Source organism: Vreelandella zhanjiangensis DSM 21076, from assembly GCF_000377665.1.
Lineage (GTDB): Bacteria > Pseudomonadota > Gammaproteobacteria > Pseudomonadales > Halomonadaceae > Vreelandella > Vreelandella zhanjiangensis.
Map to the genome: position 1 here is coordinate 64,244 of NZ_KB898653.1, position 15,819 is coordinate 80,062.

The window sequence follows — 15,819 nt, forward strand, 5'->3', positions numbered from 1 at the left end:
GCTGTTAATAATTAACATGTCCCAAATGCGAAACTCGCAAGGAGCGATTTGTGATTAAGGTCGGCATTGTCGGCGGTACGGGTTACACCGGCGTTGAACTACTGCGGTTACTCGCCCAGCACCCTAACGTCAGCGTTGAAGCAATTACCTCACGCTCAGAAGCAGGGGTAAAAGTGTGCGATATGTACCCCAACCTGCGCGGCCACTACGACACGTTGGCCTTTAGCGAACCGGATGCTAAGCAGCTGGGCGCTCTGGATGCGGTATTTTTCGCTACTCCTCACGGCGTTGCCCACGCGTTAGCCGGTGAGCTTTTAGAAAAAGGCACGCGGATTATCGATTTATCCGCCGATTTCCGGCTGCGCGATGCTGACGTATGGAGCCAGTGGTACGGCCAGCCCCATGGCGCGCCTTCACTGCTTGAAGAGGCGGTCTACGGCTTGCCCGAAATGCACCGTGAACAAATCAAGACGGCGCGCTTGATTGCCGTTCCCGGCTGCTACCCAACCGCCGTACAGCTGGGCTACCTGCCGCTGCTGGAAGCGGGCCTGATTGATCCTCAGCAGTTGATTGCCGACTGTAAATCCGGCGTTACGGGTGCAGGACGCGGAGCCAAAGTGCCTTCGCTACTCGCGGAAGCCAGCGAGTCATTCAAAGCCTACGGCGCTTCAGGGCATCGTCACTTGCCTGAGATTCGCCAGGGCCTTAGTGATATGCAGGCAAGCCCAGTGGGCTTGACCTTTGTGCCGCATCTAACCCCCATGATTCGGGGCATTCATGCCACGCTTTATAGTCAGCTTACGACCACGGCAGATGATCTTCAGGCGCTTTTTGAGCAGCGCTATGCCAACGAACCCTTCGTTGACGTAATGCCTGCGGGTAGCCACCCCGAAACGCGTAGCGTAAAAGGCATCAATACCTGCCGCTTAGCCGTCCATCGTCCGGAAAACAGCAAAACGGTGGTGGTACTGTCAGTTATCGATAACCTGGTAAAAGGCGCCTCAGGTCAGGCCATCCAAAACCTCAACCTGATGTTTGGTTTCGATGAAACCATGGGCCTCACGGCCCCCGCGCTGATGCCTTAAACGCTAGAGCTCATGTCTTATGAGCTGGCGACCCTTGCAGAGGGCAACATCCGGTTGTCCTCTGTTGATATGCCAACACAATAGTTGACCATTTTGCTGGGAATTACCCATAATTACCCCCCAATGCCGATTATTCGTTCTTTAAGCTCGCGGGAGGTACCCATGAGCGGTGCAGAAGCTTTTGTTCCAACCCCTTTAATGTTGTCCGATAGTGCACGTAAGCGTATTAGTGCTCTGATGGATGAAGAAAACAATCCCGCTCTGAAACTGCGTGTCTACGTAACTGGCGGCGGCTGCTCAGGTTTTCAGTACGGATTCGATTTCGCTGATAATGTCGCCGAAGACGACACGCTCATCGAATTTGGCAAGGCCACCCTGGTGGTTGACCCTCTGTCCTACCAGTATCTGGTGGGCTCCACGGTGGATTACGAAGAAGGTCTGGCTGGCGCTCGTTTTCGTATTCAAAACCCCAATGCCACGACAACTTGCGGCTGCGGCGCCTCGTTTATGGTGTAGCAATCGCCTGCTTGCGTTGGTAGCAAGGGCTCCTCGTGACTTGACGCCTTGTCGGTTTCTCGCCAAGGTTGATAGGTCAACAACCGCTCATATGGCGTTATAAAGAGAGCGCAATCTCTTTAAAACGTTGCATAGAAGCTATAAAACACGGGGAAACAAATGAAATCCATACTAACGAAAACAGCGATTGCTTCCGCCATAGCCTTGGGTTTAAGCAGTGCTACTGTCGCCATGGCCCAAACGCCATCCGTCAATGTAGCGACCGACCCAAGCTTCGTTCCGTTTGAAATGATGGACCCAGAAACCGGTGAGATGATCGGTTTCGATATGGATATCATCAACGAAATCGCCGATCGGGCCGGTTTTGAAGTGAATCTGACCACCATGGAATTCTCCGGCATTATTCCGGCCGTACAGACCGGTAGCCAAGAGATAGCCATTGCCGGTATCACGATTACCGATGAACGCGCGCAAATTGTCGATTTCACAGACCCCTACTATGACTCCGGCCTGCAGATCATTGTCCGTGCTGATAACGAAGAGGTCTCCTCACTTGAGGACCTTCAGGATTTGACCATTGGCACCAAGATCGGCTCCACCAGTTACGACTTCCTGCAACAGGAACTGGGTGAAAACGCCGACATTACGCCTTACCCCGGCACTGCCGATATGTACATGGCGCTACTGGGTCGCAACGTTGACGCCGTGCTTTATGATGCCCCCAACGTTGCCTACTTCTCGCAAACCCGTGGCGAAGGCCGTACCAAAGTCGTTGGCCCCCTTTATGAAGGCCAGCAGTACGGCATCGTCTTTCATAAGGGCAGTGAATGGGTAGCACCGGCTAACGAAGCGCTAGCCGCCATGCGTGAAGACGGTACTTACGACGAAATCTACGCCAAGTGGTTCGGCGAAGCACCCAGCGAAGACTAAGTGGGCTGCTAATCGCATTTGTAATCACTCATCACAGGGCCGGGCGGCCATTCCCCCGGCCCTGTGCCGTTGTAATGTCGCTTTTTCCTTTTTGGAGATAACGCGTGGACTTCGATTTTCAGTTTGATTGGTCGGCAGCGTTTGCGTCGATCCCCTACCTGCTACCCGGCATCCCCTGGACGCTGCTGATTTCGTTTGGCGGTCTCGCCTTTGGCTTTTTTATCGGCATCTTCTTTGGCCTGCTGCGGATTAGCCCGATTCGCTGGTTACGCTGGCTTGCGATTTGTTATATAGAGATATTTCGCGGCACGCCTATTCTCGTGCAGGTGCTGTTTATCTTTTACGGTCTTCCCCAGCTGCTGGGTAGTCCCATCAATGCGCTGGTCGCAGGTATCGCGGCCATTGCGGTCAACTCGGGCGCGTATATTTCCGAAATCGTGCGCGGCGGTGTGCAGTCAATTGAGCGCGGCCAGCGTGAAGCCTCGCTGTCGCTCGGGCTTTCCCGCACCCAGGCATTTCGCTACGTGATCTGGCCACAGGCGTTTCGGCGCATGATTCCACCGCTGGGTAATCAGGGCATCATCAGTATCAAGGATACGTCACTGTTTTCCGTAATCGGGGTAGGCGAGCTGGTGCGTCAGGGGCAGATCTATATTGCCACGACGTTTACCGCCCTTGAGGTCTACTTTATGGTCGCGCTGATGTATCTGGCGATCACCTGGACCCTTTCCATTATTCTGCGCCAGCTTGAGAGCCGCGGCATTGCCGGCCAATAAGGACACGTACAATGACCGATACAATGTCACCTACAGTGCCACCCATTGTGCGTATGCAGAAGCTGAACAAACACTTTGGCAGCCTGCATGTACTCAATGATATTGACCTTGAGATTGTTCCTGGCGAAGTCGTTGTGGTGATTGGCGCCAGCGGGTCAGGTAAATCAACGCTGATTCGCTGTATTAATGGCCTGGAAGAGTTTCAATCAGGCACCTTAAGCGTTGATGGCAATACGCTGAAACCTGACGGTAAAAGCAGTAAAGCGCTGCAAACCATCCGTACGGAAGTCGGCATGGTGTTCCAGCAGTTCAATCTGTTTCCTCATCTAAGCGTTATCGACAATATCACCCTGGCGCCGATGAAAGTGCGTGGCTGGAGCCGAAGCGATGCGGTGGCTACCGCAAACCGCCTGCTTGATCGGGTGGGTATTGCCGACCAGGCGGATAAGTATCCCAGCCAGCTCTCAGGCGGCCAGCAACAGCGCGTAGCGCTTGCTCGAGCTCTGGCCATGGAACCCCGGCTAATGCTGTTTGACGAGCCTACCTCGGCGCTTGACCCCGAGATGATTGGTGAGGTACTCGATGCCATGCGCGAGCTTGCCAAAGAAGGTATGACCATGGTGATTGTTACCCATGAAATGGGCTTCGCACGCGAAGTGGCCGACCGGATTATCTTTATTCATAAAGGCGTTATTGCAGAGCAGGGAACGCCTGAACAGCTCTTTGATACCCCTCAGCATGAACGCACCCAATCGTTTCTAGCCCGGGTGCTCAAGCACTAAATCTGAATAAATTATCGACTCAAACGTGCTTTTTAATGGCCTGTCCTTGCGACAGGCCATTTTTTTGCCCTGTGGATAAACTTTTTATTTTAATTGTCCCTATGACGCTGTAACGCTGATAAACAGCGTTTCTCATCGCTTTACCATGTGGTTGAGTGACATGTTCACAGGTACGGTAACAAGCCCGGTATGGGTAGGTGGATAACCCGTGTTTTTGGCAGGCTGTGGGTAAGTAGCTATTTCATCCACAGGCGAGACACCGTTTCTACTCAGGCAATACGCTGCTTAACCACGTAAAGGTCAACATTTTAAGTACATGATACTAATAACTATAAGTTAGTTATGCACAGAAACTGTCCACACTAGTAGTTACAACATTAACAGAACTTCTCTTATTTTATTTTTATATTGTTATTAATAGAGGTCAGTTAATGAATTGAGGTGTGGAAAAACCTGACGGTTACCCACAGGGGGTTTATACTGCCCGGCTTATTGAACTACCGTGGCTATGTCGGAAAAAACTGACGACATTGGTCACATCATTCGTGCCAACAGGCGCAAGACGAGGTGTCTCTTGAATTACCCCGACCGCTTTGACGTGATTGTCATCGGCGGTGGCCATGCGGGAACCGAAGCCGCATTGGCCTCTGCTCGTATGGGCTGTCAGACCCTACTGCTCACTCACAACATCGAGACCTTGGGTCAGATGTCGTGTAACCCTGCCATTGGCGGCATTGGCAAAAGCCATTTGGTCAAAGAAATCGATGCGCTAGGCGGGGCGATGGGGCTTGCCACGGATTTGGGCGGTATTCAGTTTCGGGTGCTTAACGCTCGAAAAGGGCCTGCAGTGCGTGCCACACGTGCTCAAGCAGATCGTGTACGCTACAAAGCAGCGATCCGCGGTATGTTGGAAAACCAGCCAAACTTAACGATTTTTCAGCAAGCGGCTGGCGATCTGGTTGTGGATAACGACACGGTACGTGGCGTGGTTACCGAAACCGGCATTCGTTTTTATGCCGAATCGGTAGTGCTATCCACCGGGACGTTTTTAGGCGGTGTGATCCATATTGGTTTGGATCAGAGTCGCGGCGGCCGGGCAGGTGACCCGCCCTCGAACGCTCTGGCCGAGCGTCTACGTGCTTTACCGTTTCGCGTTGACCGGTTGAAAACCGGCACGCCACCGCGAATTGACGCCAAGAGCGTGGATTTTTCCCAGCTTGAAGAACAGCCAGGTGATACGCCAACGCCGATAATGTCGTATCTTGGCTCGCGGGACATGCATCCTCAGCAGGTCAGTTGCCATATTGCGCACACCAATGAGCGCACTCATGAAATCATTTTGGCAAACCTTGACCGCTCACCCATGTATTCCGGCGTGATCGAAGGGGTTGGCCCGCGCTACTGCCCGTCGATTGAAGACAAGGTTCACCGGTTTGCCGATAAATCCAGCCATCAGGTATTTATTGAGCCGGAAGGCCTGGATACTCACGAGCTCTACCCCAACGGTATCTCGACCTCGCTGCCGTTTGATGTGCAGCTGCAGGTGGTTCGCTCGATCAAAGGCTTGGAAAACGCGCATATTACGCGCCCTGGCTACGCCATTGAGTACGATTTCTTTGATCCGCGGGATCTGAAACACTCGCTGGAAACCAAATTTATCCACAACCTGTTTTTTGCCGGCCAGATTAACGGCACAACGGGTTACGAAGAAGCGGGCGCGCAAGGGCTTCTTGCCGGGCTAAACGCCGCACGCCGTGCCAAGCAGCTGGAAACCTGGTACCCACGCCGCGACGAAGCGTACCTTGGCGTGCTGGTGGATGATTTGATCACCATGGGTACCAAAGAGCCCTATCGCATGTTTACATCGCGGGCGGAATATCGCCTGTTGCTACGTGAAGATAACGCCGATTTACGTCTGACGGAAAAAGGCCGCGAACTCGGCTTGGTCGATGACAAGCGCTGGAGCGCGTTTAGTCAAAAGCGTGAAGCGATTGCGTTGGAAACGGCTCGTTTAGCCAGCACTTGGGTGCAACCAAGTAGCCCGGCCGCGGCAAAAATAGCCGAAAAAACCGGCAAGCCACTTTCACGGGAATACCGTTTGAGTGATCTTCTCAAACGCCCGGAGTTAAATTACGCGGACCTGGCCGATCTGCCGGGCCTGGAAAATGCGCTTATTCATGATGAAGCTGTGGCCGAGCAGGTGCAGATTCAGGCCAAGTACGACGGCTATATCGGACGCCAGCAGGATGAGATTGATAAGCTTAAGCGCCATGAAGCAATGCCGCTGCCTGCCGATCTGGATTATCAGCGGGTGGAAGGGCTTTCCAACGAGATTCGTCAGAAGCTGACCGATGTTCGGCCCGAGACGCTTGCCCAGGCGGCGCGTATTTCCGGCGTAACGCCGGCTGCCGTCTCTATCCTGCTGGTGCATCTTAAAAAGCGTCGCCTCATAGCATCACCCGAGGTAGCTAACGGATGAGTGGGTTAACGGGATTGCTGAATAGCCTGCCAGCAAGTGCTGCCAAGCGGTTAGACGATGGGTTAGCGCAGCTTGGTTTAACCGTCACGACGCACCAGCGCGAGCAGCTGTTGGGGTTTGTCGCGCTATTGCACAAGTGGAACAAGGCTTATAACCTCACGGCAGTCCGTGAGGTTGACGAGATGGTTTCGCGTCACGTGCTGGATAGCGCCGCCGTAGCACCCTATGTACAGGGCCCGGCGCTGCTTGATGTTGGTGCTGGACCTGGCCTTCCGGGTATCGTATTGGCCATTCTTAACCCGGCCTTAGCGGTTACCCTGGTGGACAGCAATGGCAAAAAAGTCCGTTTTCAGCGTCAAGCCATAATGGAGCTTGCCCTGGAAAACGTGACCGCGAGCCAGGCACGCGTGGAGCAGTTTAAAGACCAAGCGTTTGATCAAGTGATTTCCCGGGCGTTTGCAAGCTTAGTAGACTTTGTGACGTTGACCCGCGAGTTGCCTGCCGCCAATGGGCAGTGGCTGGCCATGAAAGGCCCCGGCGCTGACGACGAACTGCGAGAACTACCCAGCGGAATTAGGTTGCAAACGCGCCATCTGCTGAAAGTCCCTTTTGAAACGGCCGAGCGACAGCTGTTGATTCTGAACCCCAGGAAGGAGTTGAGTAAGTGAGCCAGATCATTGCCCTGACCAACCAAAAAGGCGGCGTGGGCAAGACCACCTCGGCCGTTAACCTGGCTGCCAGTCTTGCCGCGCTTGACCGTCGGGTACTGCTGGTGGATCTTGATCCGCAAGGTCACGCCAGTATGGGCAGTGGGATCGACAAGCACGAACTCGATAAAAGCGTCCTGGATGTCCTGCTGGGTGAAGCGACGGCTGCCGATACTATCGTGCGGCAACTACCGGTTCACTATGATGTTCTACCCGGAAACGGTGATCTGACCGCGGCTGAAGTCGAACTGCTGGATCTGGATAAGCGCGAAAGCTGCCTTACCACGGCACTGGCTTCAGTGGCCGATAATTACGATGTGGTACTGATCGACTGCCCGCCTTCGCTGAACATGCTCACCGTCAATGCACTCACGGCGGCGGACAGCGTGCTGATTCCGCTCCAGTGCGAGTTCTATGCGTTGGAAGGCCTCTCGGCGCTGCTGGATACCGTTGAGCAGATCAAGCAAAGCGTGAACCCTGACTTGGCGGTCGCTGGCATATTGCGCACCATGTACGATAAGCGCACAAGCCTAACGCGGGAAGTGGATAAGCAGCTGCGTGATTTCTTTGGCGATGCGCTGCTTAAAACGACGATCCCGCGCAATGTGAAAGTGGCAGAAGCGCCAAGTCACGGGGTGCCCGTCACGCAATATGCCCGCTTTTCACGGGGCAGCCAGGCGTACCGTGTACTGGCAAAAGAAATGATTCGTCGGTTATCGCTATAACGTATTGATAAGTACGAGGGAAAGCGAATGACGCGTAAACGCGCGCTAGGACGTGGCCTGGATGCCCTAATTGGTGCGGGCGCCCGTCGCCGTGACAGTTTAGAACTTACTGGAGGCTCCACTTTAGAGGCTCATGACGATGTTACTGTTGTGGCTGCAGCCACAGAGGTGGCACCTGAGCGTTTGGAGCGGCTGCCGCTTGGTCAGCTAACGCGCGGCAAATACCAGCCGCGGCGGGACATTCAGCCAGAAGCGCTTGAAGAGCTTGCCGATTCTATTCGTGCCCAGGGCGTAATGCAGCCTATTGTGGTGCGTCCGATCGGCGAAAACCGTTATGAGATTATTGCCGGTGAACGGCGTTGGCGCGCCGCCCAGCTAGCCGAGCTTGATGTGATCCCTGCGGTTATCCGTGAGGTGAGCGATGAAGTTGCCCTGGCGCTGGCGCTTATTGAAAACATTCAGCGCGAAAACCTTAACGCAATTGAGGAAGCGCTGGCGCTTAAACGCCTGGGTGATGAGTTCGAACTAACGCAACAGCAAATCGCTGACGCGGTAGGTAAGTCACGCACTCAGGTGGCCAACCTGCTACGTCTGCTGGCGCTGGATGGTGAGGTGCAAACGCTGCTCGAGCGCGGCGATCTGGATATGGGCCATGCCCGCGCGCTGCTTTCCTTGACCAGTGCGCAGCAGCGTCAGGTGGCTCATGAAGTGGTGAATAACGACCTGACCGTAAGGGCAACCGAAGCGCTGGTTAAAAAAGTCCAAACCAGCCAAAGCGTTCCTAAAACGCCCAGCCGAGCCAACAAAACATCTGACGTTGCGCGTCTGGAGACTCAGCTAGGCGAATTGCTCGGTGCGCCGGTATCCATTGATCACGGCAATAAAGGCAAAGGCAAGGTGACCATCCGCTATACAAGCCTTGATGAGCTGGATGGAATTCTGGCGCATATTAAGTAGCAGGTTAAATAGCAGGCTTATTAAAGAAAGCGTCTAAAAGCGGCTATTTTTCACCCTTTGGTAGCAAGTCTGTACCTAAACGCGTTAAATACGCGCAACTTCGGTTGAAGGTGTGATAGCGCTTCCCTATAATCGCGCAAGATTTGTGCAGGTTGCTTAGAACGTTAAGGGCAACTGTTCGCTAGCAGGGTGCTGGGCAATGGTACAACGTGTTGAAACCCAGCGACGGAAGGCTTACGTCATCCGGCTTACTACCGCACAGCTTATGGTAGCGCTTGTCGGAATATTGATGGCTTACCCAGTAGCGCGCATGCCGGGCGTCTTCTCCGTAGCAACAGGCGCTTTGGTGGCCTTGCTACCCCAGGCTTTTTTTATACAGCGAATGGGCATCCTGCACAGCAAGCGAACATCGCGAAGCGGTGTTGATTTATTTCGTGCCGAAGCAGGCAAGTTTGGTTTGACGGTGGCACTGTTTAGCGCAGTGTTTGTGGTAGCGCCCCCCTCAAACCCCGCTTTCTTCTTTAGTGCTTATGTGGCGGTCGTTCTGATGCATGGGCTAACGCCGTTGTTTATGCGCAGACATCGCACACTTGATTGAGGTGATATCTCTATGGCCGCAGGAAACGAAGTCTCGACGACTTATTATATCCAGCACCACTTGCAGAACCTGACCTTTGGACATCACCCGGTGAATGGTTGGTCGTTGGCTCACTCGTCTGAAGAAGCCGTTGAAATGGGTTTCTGGGCGATCCATCTGGATACCATGGGCTGGTCAATTGCCATGGGGCTGCTGTTTATCTGGATATTCCGTAAAGCAGGTAAAGCAGCAACAACCGGCGTGCCGGGTGGCCTGCAAAACGCCGTCGAAATGGTCGTTGAGTTCATTGAAAACCTTACACGCTCTACCTTCCATGGGCGTAACCCCCACATTGCTCCGCTGGCGCTGACGCTGTTCGTGTGGATACTGCTCATGAACTCGCTCAAGATCCTGCCGGTCGACTATGGCCCGGTACTGTTCAGCAAGCTCGGTGTGGATTACATGAAGATCGTGCCAACCACCGATGTGAACGCCACATTGGGCATGGCGCTGGGCGTTTTCGGCCTGATTCTTTACTACAACTTCAAGGTGAAAGGTGTTGGCGGTTTTGCTCGGGAGCTTTCCCTTACGCCGTTCAACCATTGGGCGCTGATCCCCTTTAACCTGGTGCTTGAAATTGTCTCCTTGCTGGTCAAGCCGTTCAGCCTGGCGATGCGTCTGTTCGGCAACATGTTCGCAGGCGAAGTAATCTTCATCCTGATCGCGATGCTGCCGTTCTGGGCCATCTGGGTACTGGATGTGCCGTGGGCGATCTTCCACATTCTGGTAGTAACACTACAGGCGTTTATTTTCACCGTATTGACGGTGGTGTACCTGAGCGCGGCTCACGAACACCACTAATGTGATTGATATCACGTGATAAGCACGTGATTTCAAAAACTAAGGTTTTAAAAACTAAGATTTCAAAAACCCGTTTCATTAACCCTCAACCCTTAACCAAAACTTAAACTCAGGAGCAACATCATGGAAATGGTTTATCTTTCTGCTGCTATCATCATCGGTCTAGGCGCACTGGCTACTGGTATTGGCTTCGCTATTTTGGGCGGCAAACTGCTTGAGTCTACTGCACGTCAGCCGGAGCTGGGTGACCAGCTGCAGACAAAAACCTTCATCATGGCAGGTCTGCTTGACGCTGTACCGATGATCGGTGTTGGTATTGCGATGTACCTGATCTTCGTTGTTGCCGGTTAATGATAGCTTTACCGGGCGGTTAACCGCTCGGTCTTGTTTGACACCGGTCGCCACGAACTTGTCAGAGGTACATCCCTGTGAATATCAACATGACGCTTATCGGGCAGACGATCGCCTTCGCGATCTTTGTCTGGTTTTGCATAAAGTACGTGTGGCCTCCGATCAGCAACGCGCTTAACGAGCGTCAGAAAAAAATTGCTGATGGCTTGGATGCAGCCAGCCGTGCTACCCGTGATCTTGAGCTAGCTCAAGAGCGGGCAGAACAGACGCTGCGTGAGAGCAAGGAACAAGCTTCTCAGATTCTTGAACAGGCCAACAAGCGCTCTGCTCAGATGATTGAAGAAGCCCGCGAGCAGGCCCGCGCTGAAGGCGAGCGCCTGACGGCGAACGCACGTTCTGAGATCGAGCTTGAAGTGAACCGCGCGAAAGAAGAGCTGCGTGCCCAGGTGTCTCATCTGGCAATCGTAGGCGCTGAGCGTGTTCTAGAAGCCTCCGTCGACGAGAAAGCGCATCGCGAGCTGCTTGATAAGCTAGCCGCTGAACTGTAAGGAGGTGAATCATGGCGGAATTACTTACCGTCGCTCGTCCTTACGCTAAGGCGGCGTTTGAACACGCACGTGATAATGACGCGCTTGATAGCTGGTCGCAGGCGCTAGGTTTTCTAGGCGCCGCTGTGGCTGATAGCGACGTTCGTCGTCTGCTGAGCAGTCCGAAAGTTGAGAACGAAAAGAAAGTTGCTCTGTTGGTGGATCTTTTTCCAGAACGGCAAAGCGACACGTTAACTCGTTTTTTGGACGCTTTGGCCGACCAGGGTCGCTTGATGTCACTGGCCTCAATTGCTGAGCAGTTCGAGCGCTTACGCGCAGAACATGAGCAGCGTGTTGAGGTAATGGTAACGTCAGCCTATAAGCTGACGGCCGCACAGCAGACCAAGCTCGCAAACGCGCTCAAGAAACGTCTGAATCGCGAAATCTCCATTACTACTCAGGTAGACAAGTCGCTTATTGGCGGTGTCATCCTGCGTGCCGGTGATACCGTCATTGACGGTTCGGTGCGTGGTCGATTGAACCGCCTTTCCGAAGCGCTGACCGCTTGAGTCTGAGGGACATGGCATGCAGCAACTGAATCCTTCCGAGATCAGCGACATCATCAAGCAGCGTATTGAAAAGCTTGACGTCGCATCTGAAGCCCGTAATCAGGGCACCATTGTTAGCGTTTCTGACGGTATCGTGAAAATTCACGGCCTCGAAGACGCAATGTTTGGTGAAATGATTGAATTTCCTAACAGCGTCTTTGGCATGGTACTTAACCTGGAGCGCGACTCCGTAGGTGCCGTTGTCCTGGGTGACTACCTGCTGCTTGAAGAAGGCATGACCGCGAAATGCACCGGTCGTATTCTTGAAGTGCCGGTAGGTCCTGAGCTGATTGGCCGCGTTGTCGATGCGCTGGGTAACCCCATCGATGGCAAAGGCGACATCAATGCCAAGATGACCGACGCCGTCGAAAAAGTGGCGCCGGGCGTTATTACCCGTCAGTCGGTTGATGAACCGATTCAAACGGGTCTGAAATCTATCGATGCCATGGTGCCAATCGGTCGTGGTCAGCGTGAGCTGATCATTGGTGACCGCCAGATTGGTAAATCGGCCATTGCTATCGATGCGATTATCAACCAGAAAGGCAAGGGCGTTACCTGTGTGTACGTGGCGATTGGTCAGAAGCAGTCGACCATTGCCAACATCGTGCGCAAGCTTGAAGAGCATGGCGCGATGGAACATACCATCGTCGTCGCTGCTGGTGCTGCCGATCCGGCACCCATGCAGTTCCTCTCCGCGTATTCCGGTTGCACCATGGGTGAGTACTTCCGTGACCGTGGCGAAGACGCGATGATCGTCTATGACGATCTCTCCAAGCAGGCTGTGGCTTACCGCCAGGTATCTCTGCTGCTGCGTCGTCCGCCGGGTCGTGAAGCCTACCCGGGTGACGTGTTCTATCTCCACTCGCGTCTTTTGGAGCGTGCGGCACGCGTCAACGTCGACTACGTCGAGAAATTCACCAATGGTGAAGTGACAGGCAAAACCGGTTCCTTGACCGCGCTGCCGATCATCGAAACCCAGGGTGGCGACGTGTCTGCGTTCGTTCCGACCAACGTGATCTCGATCACCGATGGTCAGATCTTCCTGGAAACCAACCTGTTTAACTCCGGTGTTCGTCCGGCGATTAACGCAGGCCTGTCGGTTTCCCGTGTTGGTGGTGCAGCGCAGACCAAGATCATCAAGAAGCTGGGTGGTAGCGTACGTCTGGCCCTGGCTCAGTATCGTGAACTGGCGGCGTTCTCGCAGTTTGCTTCTGACCTTGATGAAGCCACGCGCAAGCAGCTTGAACACGGTCAGCGTGTTACCGAGCTGATGAAGCAGAACCAGTACTCGCCGATGTCTGTGGCAGAAATGGCTCTCTCGCTGTATGCCGCCAATGAAGGCTACCTGGATGACGTGAGCGTCGACAAGGTGCTGGACTTCGAACGTGCCCTGCACGGTTACATGAAGTCCGAGCATGGCGATCTGCTCGACAAGATCAACCAGACCGGTGACTACAACGACGAGATTAAAGACGGCATGAAGTCGGGTCTCGAGAAGTTCAAGGCGACTCAGAGCTGGTAATGTCTGGCCCGCCTGCGGGCGGGCTTGCCTACTTTCTGAGAGCCACGAACGAAGGGTAGATCGCTATGGCAGCTGCAAAAGAGATACGCACCCAGATTGGGAGCATCAAAAATACGCAGAAGATCACCAGCGCCATGGAAATGGTGGCTGCATCGAAAATGCGTAAAGCACAAGATCTAATGAAGGCCAGCCAGCCTTACGCCAAGCAGATTCGTAACGTGGTAGGCCACCTGGCTAACGCCAATCCTGAGTACACGCACGACTATATGGTCGAGCGTAACGAGGTGAAGCGCGTTGGTTATATTGTGGTTTCCACTGACCGTGGGTTGTGTGGCGGGTTGAACGTCAACCTGTTCAAAGCCGTGGTGAAAGACGCCGTGGCCTGGAAACAGGAAGGCGCTGAGCTGGACTTCTGTGCCCTCGGCTCCAAGGCCGGTGCTTTCTTCCGTAACTATGGCGGCAACCTGATTGCAGCCAAGAGTGGCATGGGAGAGAAGCCGACCGTCGAGGGTTTGATCGGAAGTATCAAGGTCATGCTCGAAGCGTACGACGAAGGACGACTCGATCGCCTGTTCGTGGTGTATAACGAATTCGTTAACACCATGACCCAGAGGCCGGTGGTTCGTCAGCTTCTTCCGCTGTCGCCCGATATGGGTGTCGGTGAGCACGACGAAGAAGACGCCCGTCCCGGAAGTTGGGACTACCTGTATGAACCGGATGCCAAGGCGTTGCTTGATAGCCTGCTAGTTCGTTTCGTCGAATCACAGGTGTATCAGGCGGTAGTCGAAAACGGTGCTTGCGAACAGGCAGCCCGTATGATCGCTATGAAGAGTGCCACCGATAACGCAGGCAACCTGATTGATGATCTGGAGATGGTCTATAACAAGGCTCGCCAGGCTGCTATCACCCAGGAAATTTCCGAGATCGTCGGCGGCGCTTCAGCCGTATAACGCCTAGGAAGCCCGATATTCAAGTGGCTTCCGGCAGACAGGTTTCATTTGCAGGTTTTTGAGAGGAACCAAGATGAGCGGACGTATCGTACAGATCATCGGCGCGGTGATTGACGTAGAGTTTCCGCGGGACTCAGTGCCCAAGGTCTACGACGCGCTGAAGGTCTCCGAGAAAGAGACTATTCTCGAAGTCCAGCAGCAGCTGGGCGACGGCGTGGTTCGTGCTATTGCAATGGGCTCCACTGAGGGCTTGAAGCGTAGCATGGACGTGATCAATACCGGTGCCGCGATTTCCGTACCCGTGGGTAAGGAAACGCTGGGCCGTATCATGAACGTACTTGGCGAACCGATCGATGAAGCAGGACCGATCGGCGAGCAAGAGCGTATGCCGATTCACCGTAAAGCACCGAGTTATGCCGATCAGGCAGCTTCCAACGAGCTGCTGGAAACCGGTATCAAGGTTATCGACCTGGTCTGCCCGTTTGCCAAGGGTGGTAAAGTCGGCCTGTTCGGCGGCGCCGGTGTAGGTAAAACCGTTAACATGATGGAGCTTATCCGCAACATCGCCACCGAGCACAGCGGCTATTCCGTATTTGCCGGTGTTGGTGAGCGTACGCGTGAGGGTAACGACTTCTATCATGAAATGACCGAATCCAACGTTATCGATAAGGTATCGCTGGTTTATGGTCAGATGAACGAGCCGCCGGGAAACCGTCTGCGCGTAGCATTGACCGGTCTGACCATTGCTGAAAAATTCCGTGATGAAGGCCGTGACGTTCTACTGTTCGTCGATAACATTTACCGTTACACCCTGGCCGGTACCGAAGTATCGGCACTGCTTGGCCGTATGCCGTCAGCGGTAGGTTACCAGCCGACATTGGCCGAAGAGATGGGTGTTCTGCAGGAACGTATCACCTCAACTAAAACAGGCTCTATCACGTCTGTTCAGGCCGTATACGTACCGGCCGATGACTTGACGGATCCGTCGCCTGCGACCACCTTCGCGCACCTTGATGCGACCGTGGTACTGGCACGTTCTATCGCTGAGCTAGGTATCTATCCGGCCATCGATCCGCTGGATTCTACCTCGCGTCAGCTGGATCCGCTGGTTGTTGGTGAAGAGCACTACGCTACCGCTCGCGGTGTGCAGAACGTTCTTCAGCGCTACAAGGAACTCAAGGATATTATCGCTATTCTGGGTATGGACGAGCTGTCTGATGAAGACAAGCTGGCCGTTTCCCGGGCGCGTAAAATCCAGCGTTTCCTGTCGCAGCCGTTCTTCGTGGCTGAGGTCTTCACCGGTTCGCCCGGCAAGTATGTTTCACTGAAAGACACGATTAGTGGCTTCCAGGGCATTCTCGCCGGTGAATACGACGATATGCCGGAACAGGCCTTCTACATGGTTGGCTCCATCGACGAAGCGGTCGAAAAAGCTAACCAGATGAAGAAGTAATCCCGTCCATTAG

At 54.0% G+C, this 15,819-nt stretch carries 17 protein-coding genes; all 17 read left to right on the top strand.

From position 1 onward, the window contains the following. The first annotated feature begins 50 nt into the window (after positions 1 to 50). Positions 51 to 1,085, top strand: a complete 1,035-nt coding sequence (gene argC / locus D467_RS0115360) for an N-acetyl-gamma-glutamyl-phosphate reductase (RefSeq protein WP_018918420.1) — start codon at positions 51 to 53, stop codon at positions 1,083 to 1,085. Between the two features lie 162 nt (positions 1,086 to 1,247). Further along, a complete protein-coding gene (erpA, locus tag D467_RS0115365) occupies positions 1,248 to 1,601 on the top strand; it encodes an iron-sulfur cluster insertion protein ErpA (protein WP_018918421.1) in 354 nt (117 codons plus the stop codon). Between the two features lie 159 nt (positions 1,602 to 1,760). Then, a complete protein-coding gene (locus D467_RS0115370; RefSeq protein WP_026285798.1) occupies positions 1,761 to 2,531 on the top strand; it encodes a transporter substrate-binding domain-containing protein in 771 nt (256 codons plus the stop codon). Between the two features lie 104 nt (positions 2,532 to 2,635). Then, positions 2,636 to 3,307 (top strand): amino acid ABC transporter permease, encoded by a 672-nt coding sequence (locus D467_RS0115375; RefSeq protein WP_018918424.1) that lies wholly within the window; start codon positions 2,636 to 2,638, stop codon positions 3,305 to 3,307. A 23-nt stretch (positions 3,308 to 3,330) separates the two neighbouring features. Continuing rightward, entirely contained in the window at positions 3,331 to 4,089 is a 759-nt protein-coding gene (locus tag D467_RS0115380) for an ATP-binding cassette domain-containing protein (RefSeq protein WP_026285799.1), read from the top strand. A gap of 574 nt (positions 4,090 to 4,663) precedes the next feature. Next, a complete protein-coding gene (mnmG, locus tag D467_RS0115385) occupies positions 4,664 to 6,568 on the top strand; it encodes a tRNA uridine-5-carboxymethylaminomethyl(34) synthesis enzyme MnmG (protein ID WP_018918426.1) in 1,905 nt (634 codons plus the stop codon). Then, positions 6,565 to 7,236 (top strand): 16S rRNA (guanine(527)-N(7))-methyltransferase RsmG, encoded by a 672-nt coding sequence (gene rsmG, locus D467_RS0115390; RefSeq protein WP_018918427.1) that lies wholly within the window; start codon positions 6,565 to 6,567, stop codon positions 7,234 to 7,236. Before mnmG ends, rsmG begins: the two co-directional genes overlap by 4 nt. Further along, complete coding sequence (locus D467_RS0115395) at positions 7,233 to 8,000, top strand: ParA family protein (RefSeq protein ID WP_018918428.1); 768 nt, start codon at positions 7,233 to 7,235, stop codon at positions 7,998 to 8,000. Before rsmG ends, D467_RS0115395 begins: the two co-directional genes overlap by 4 nt. Before the next feature lie 27 nt (positions 8,001 to 8,027). Next, positions 8,028 to 8,957, top strand: coding sequence for a ParB/RepB/Spo0J family partition protein (locus D467_RS0115400; RefSeq protein WP_018918429.1), 930 nt, complete (start codon positions 8,028 to 8,030; stop codon positions 8,955 to 8,957). A gap of 199 nt (positions 8,958 to 9,156) precedes the next feature. Continuing rightward, positions 9,157 to 9,555, top strand: coding sequence for an ATP synthase subunit I (locus D467_RS0115405; RefSeq protein ID WP_018918430.1), 399 nt, complete (start codon positions 9,157 to 9,159; stop codon positions 9,553 to 9,555). A gap of 12 nt (positions 9,556 to 9,567) precedes the next feature. Next, positions 9,568 to 10,395 (top strand): F0F1 ATP synthase subunit A, encoded by an 828-nt coding sequence (gene atpB, locus D467_RS0115410; RefSeq protein WP_018918431.1) that lies wholly within the window; start codon positions 9,568 to 9,570, stop codon positions 10,393 to 10,395. Between the two features lie 123 nt (positions 10,396 to 10,518). Next, positions 10,519 to 10,746 carry a F0F1 ATP synthase subunit C gene (gene atpE / locus D467_RS0115415; RefSeq protein WP_018918432.1) on the top strand — a complete coding sequence of 76 codons (228 nt, stop codon included), beginning with the start codon at positions 10,519 to 10,521 and terminating at the stop codon, positions 10,744 to 10,746. A 77-nt stretch (positions 10,747 to 10,823) separates the two neighbouring features. Beyond that, complete coding sequence (locus D467_RS0115420; protein ID WP_018918433.1) at positions 10,824 to 11,294, top strand: F0F1 ATP synthase subunit B; 471 nt, start codon at positions 10,824 to 10,826, stop codon at positions 11,292 to 11,294. A gap of 11 nt (positions 11,295 to 11,305) precedes the next feature. Further along, positions 11,306 to 11,842 (top strand): F0F1 ATP synthase subunit delta, encoded by a 537-nt coding sequence (locus tag D467_RS0115425; protein ID WP_018918434.1) that lies wholly within the window; start codon positions 11,306 to 11,308, stop codon positions 11,840 to 11,842. A 16-nt stretch (positions 11,843 to 11,858) separates the two neighbouring features. Beyond that, positions 11,859 to 13,403, top strand: a complete 1,545-nt coding sequence (gene atpA, locus D467_RS0115430) for a F0F1 ATP synthase subunit alpha (protein ID WP_018918435.1) — start codon at positions 11,859 to 11,861, stop codon at positions 13,401 to 13,403. 65 nt (positions 13,404 to 13,468) lie between these two features. Beyond that, on the top strand, positions 13,469 to 14,353 hold the full coding sequence (atpG, locus tag D467_RS0115435; protein WP_018918436.1) for a F0F1 ATP synthase subunit gamma: 885 nt from the start codon (positions 13,469 to 13,471) through the stop codon (positions 14,351 to 14,353). A gap of 73 nt (positions 14,354 to 14,426) precedes the next feature. Further along, entirely contained in the window at positions 14,427 to 15,806 is a 1,380-nt protein-coding gene (gene atpD / locus D467_RS0115440) for a F0F1 ATP synthase subunit beta (RefSeq protein WP_018918437.1), read from the top strand. Positions 15,807 to 15,819: the final 13 nt, after the last annotated feature.

Bases quoted from the DNA above. Each gene is read 5' to 3' on its own strand.
- erpA (WP_018918421.1), top strand. From the start codon at position 1,248: ATGAGCGGTGCAGAAGCTTTTGTTCCAACCCCTTTAATGTTGTCCGAT.
- D467_RS0115370 (WP_026285798.1), top strand. From the start codon at position 1,761: ATGAAATCCATACTAACGAAAACAGCGATTGCTTCCGCCATAGCCTTG.
- D467_RS0115380 (WP_026285799.1), top strand. From the start codon at position 3,331: ATGTCACCTACAGTGCCACCCATTGTGCGTATGCAGAAGCTGAACAAA.
- rsmG (WP_018918427.1), top strand. From the start codon at position 6,565: ATGAGTGGGTTAACGGGATTGCTGAATAGCCTGCCAGCAAGTGCTGCC.
- D467_RS0115400 (WP_018918429.1), top strand. From the start codon at position 8,028: ATGACGCGTAAACGCGCGCTAGGACGTGGCCTGGATGCCCTAATTGGT.
- D467_RS0115405 (WP_018918430.1), top strand. From the start codon at position 9,157: ATGGTACAACGTGTTGAAACCCAGCGACGGAAGGCTTACGTCATCCGG.
- atpB (WP_018918431.1), top strand. From the start codon at position 9,568: ATGGCCGCAGGAAACGAAGTCTCGACGACTTATTATATCCAGCACCAC.
- atpE (WP_018918432.1), top strand. From the start codon at position 10,519: ATGGAAATGGTTTATCTTTCTGCTGCTATCATCATCGGTCTAGGCGCA.
- D467_RS0115425 (WP_018918434.1), top strand. From the start codon at position 11,306: ATGGCGGAATTACTTACCGTCGCTCGTCCTTACGCTAAGGCGGCGTTT.
- atpA (WP_018918435.1), top strand. From the start codon at position 11,859: ATGCAGCAACTGAATCCTTCCGAGATCAGCGACATCATCAAGCAGCGT.
- atpG (WP_018918436.1), top strand. From the start codon at position 13,469: ATGGCAGCTGCAAAAGAGATACGCACCCAGATTGGGAGCATCAAAAAT.
- atpD (WP_018918437.1), top strand. From the start codon at position 14,427: ATGAGCGGACGTATCGTACAGATCATCGGCGCGGTGATTGACGTAGAG.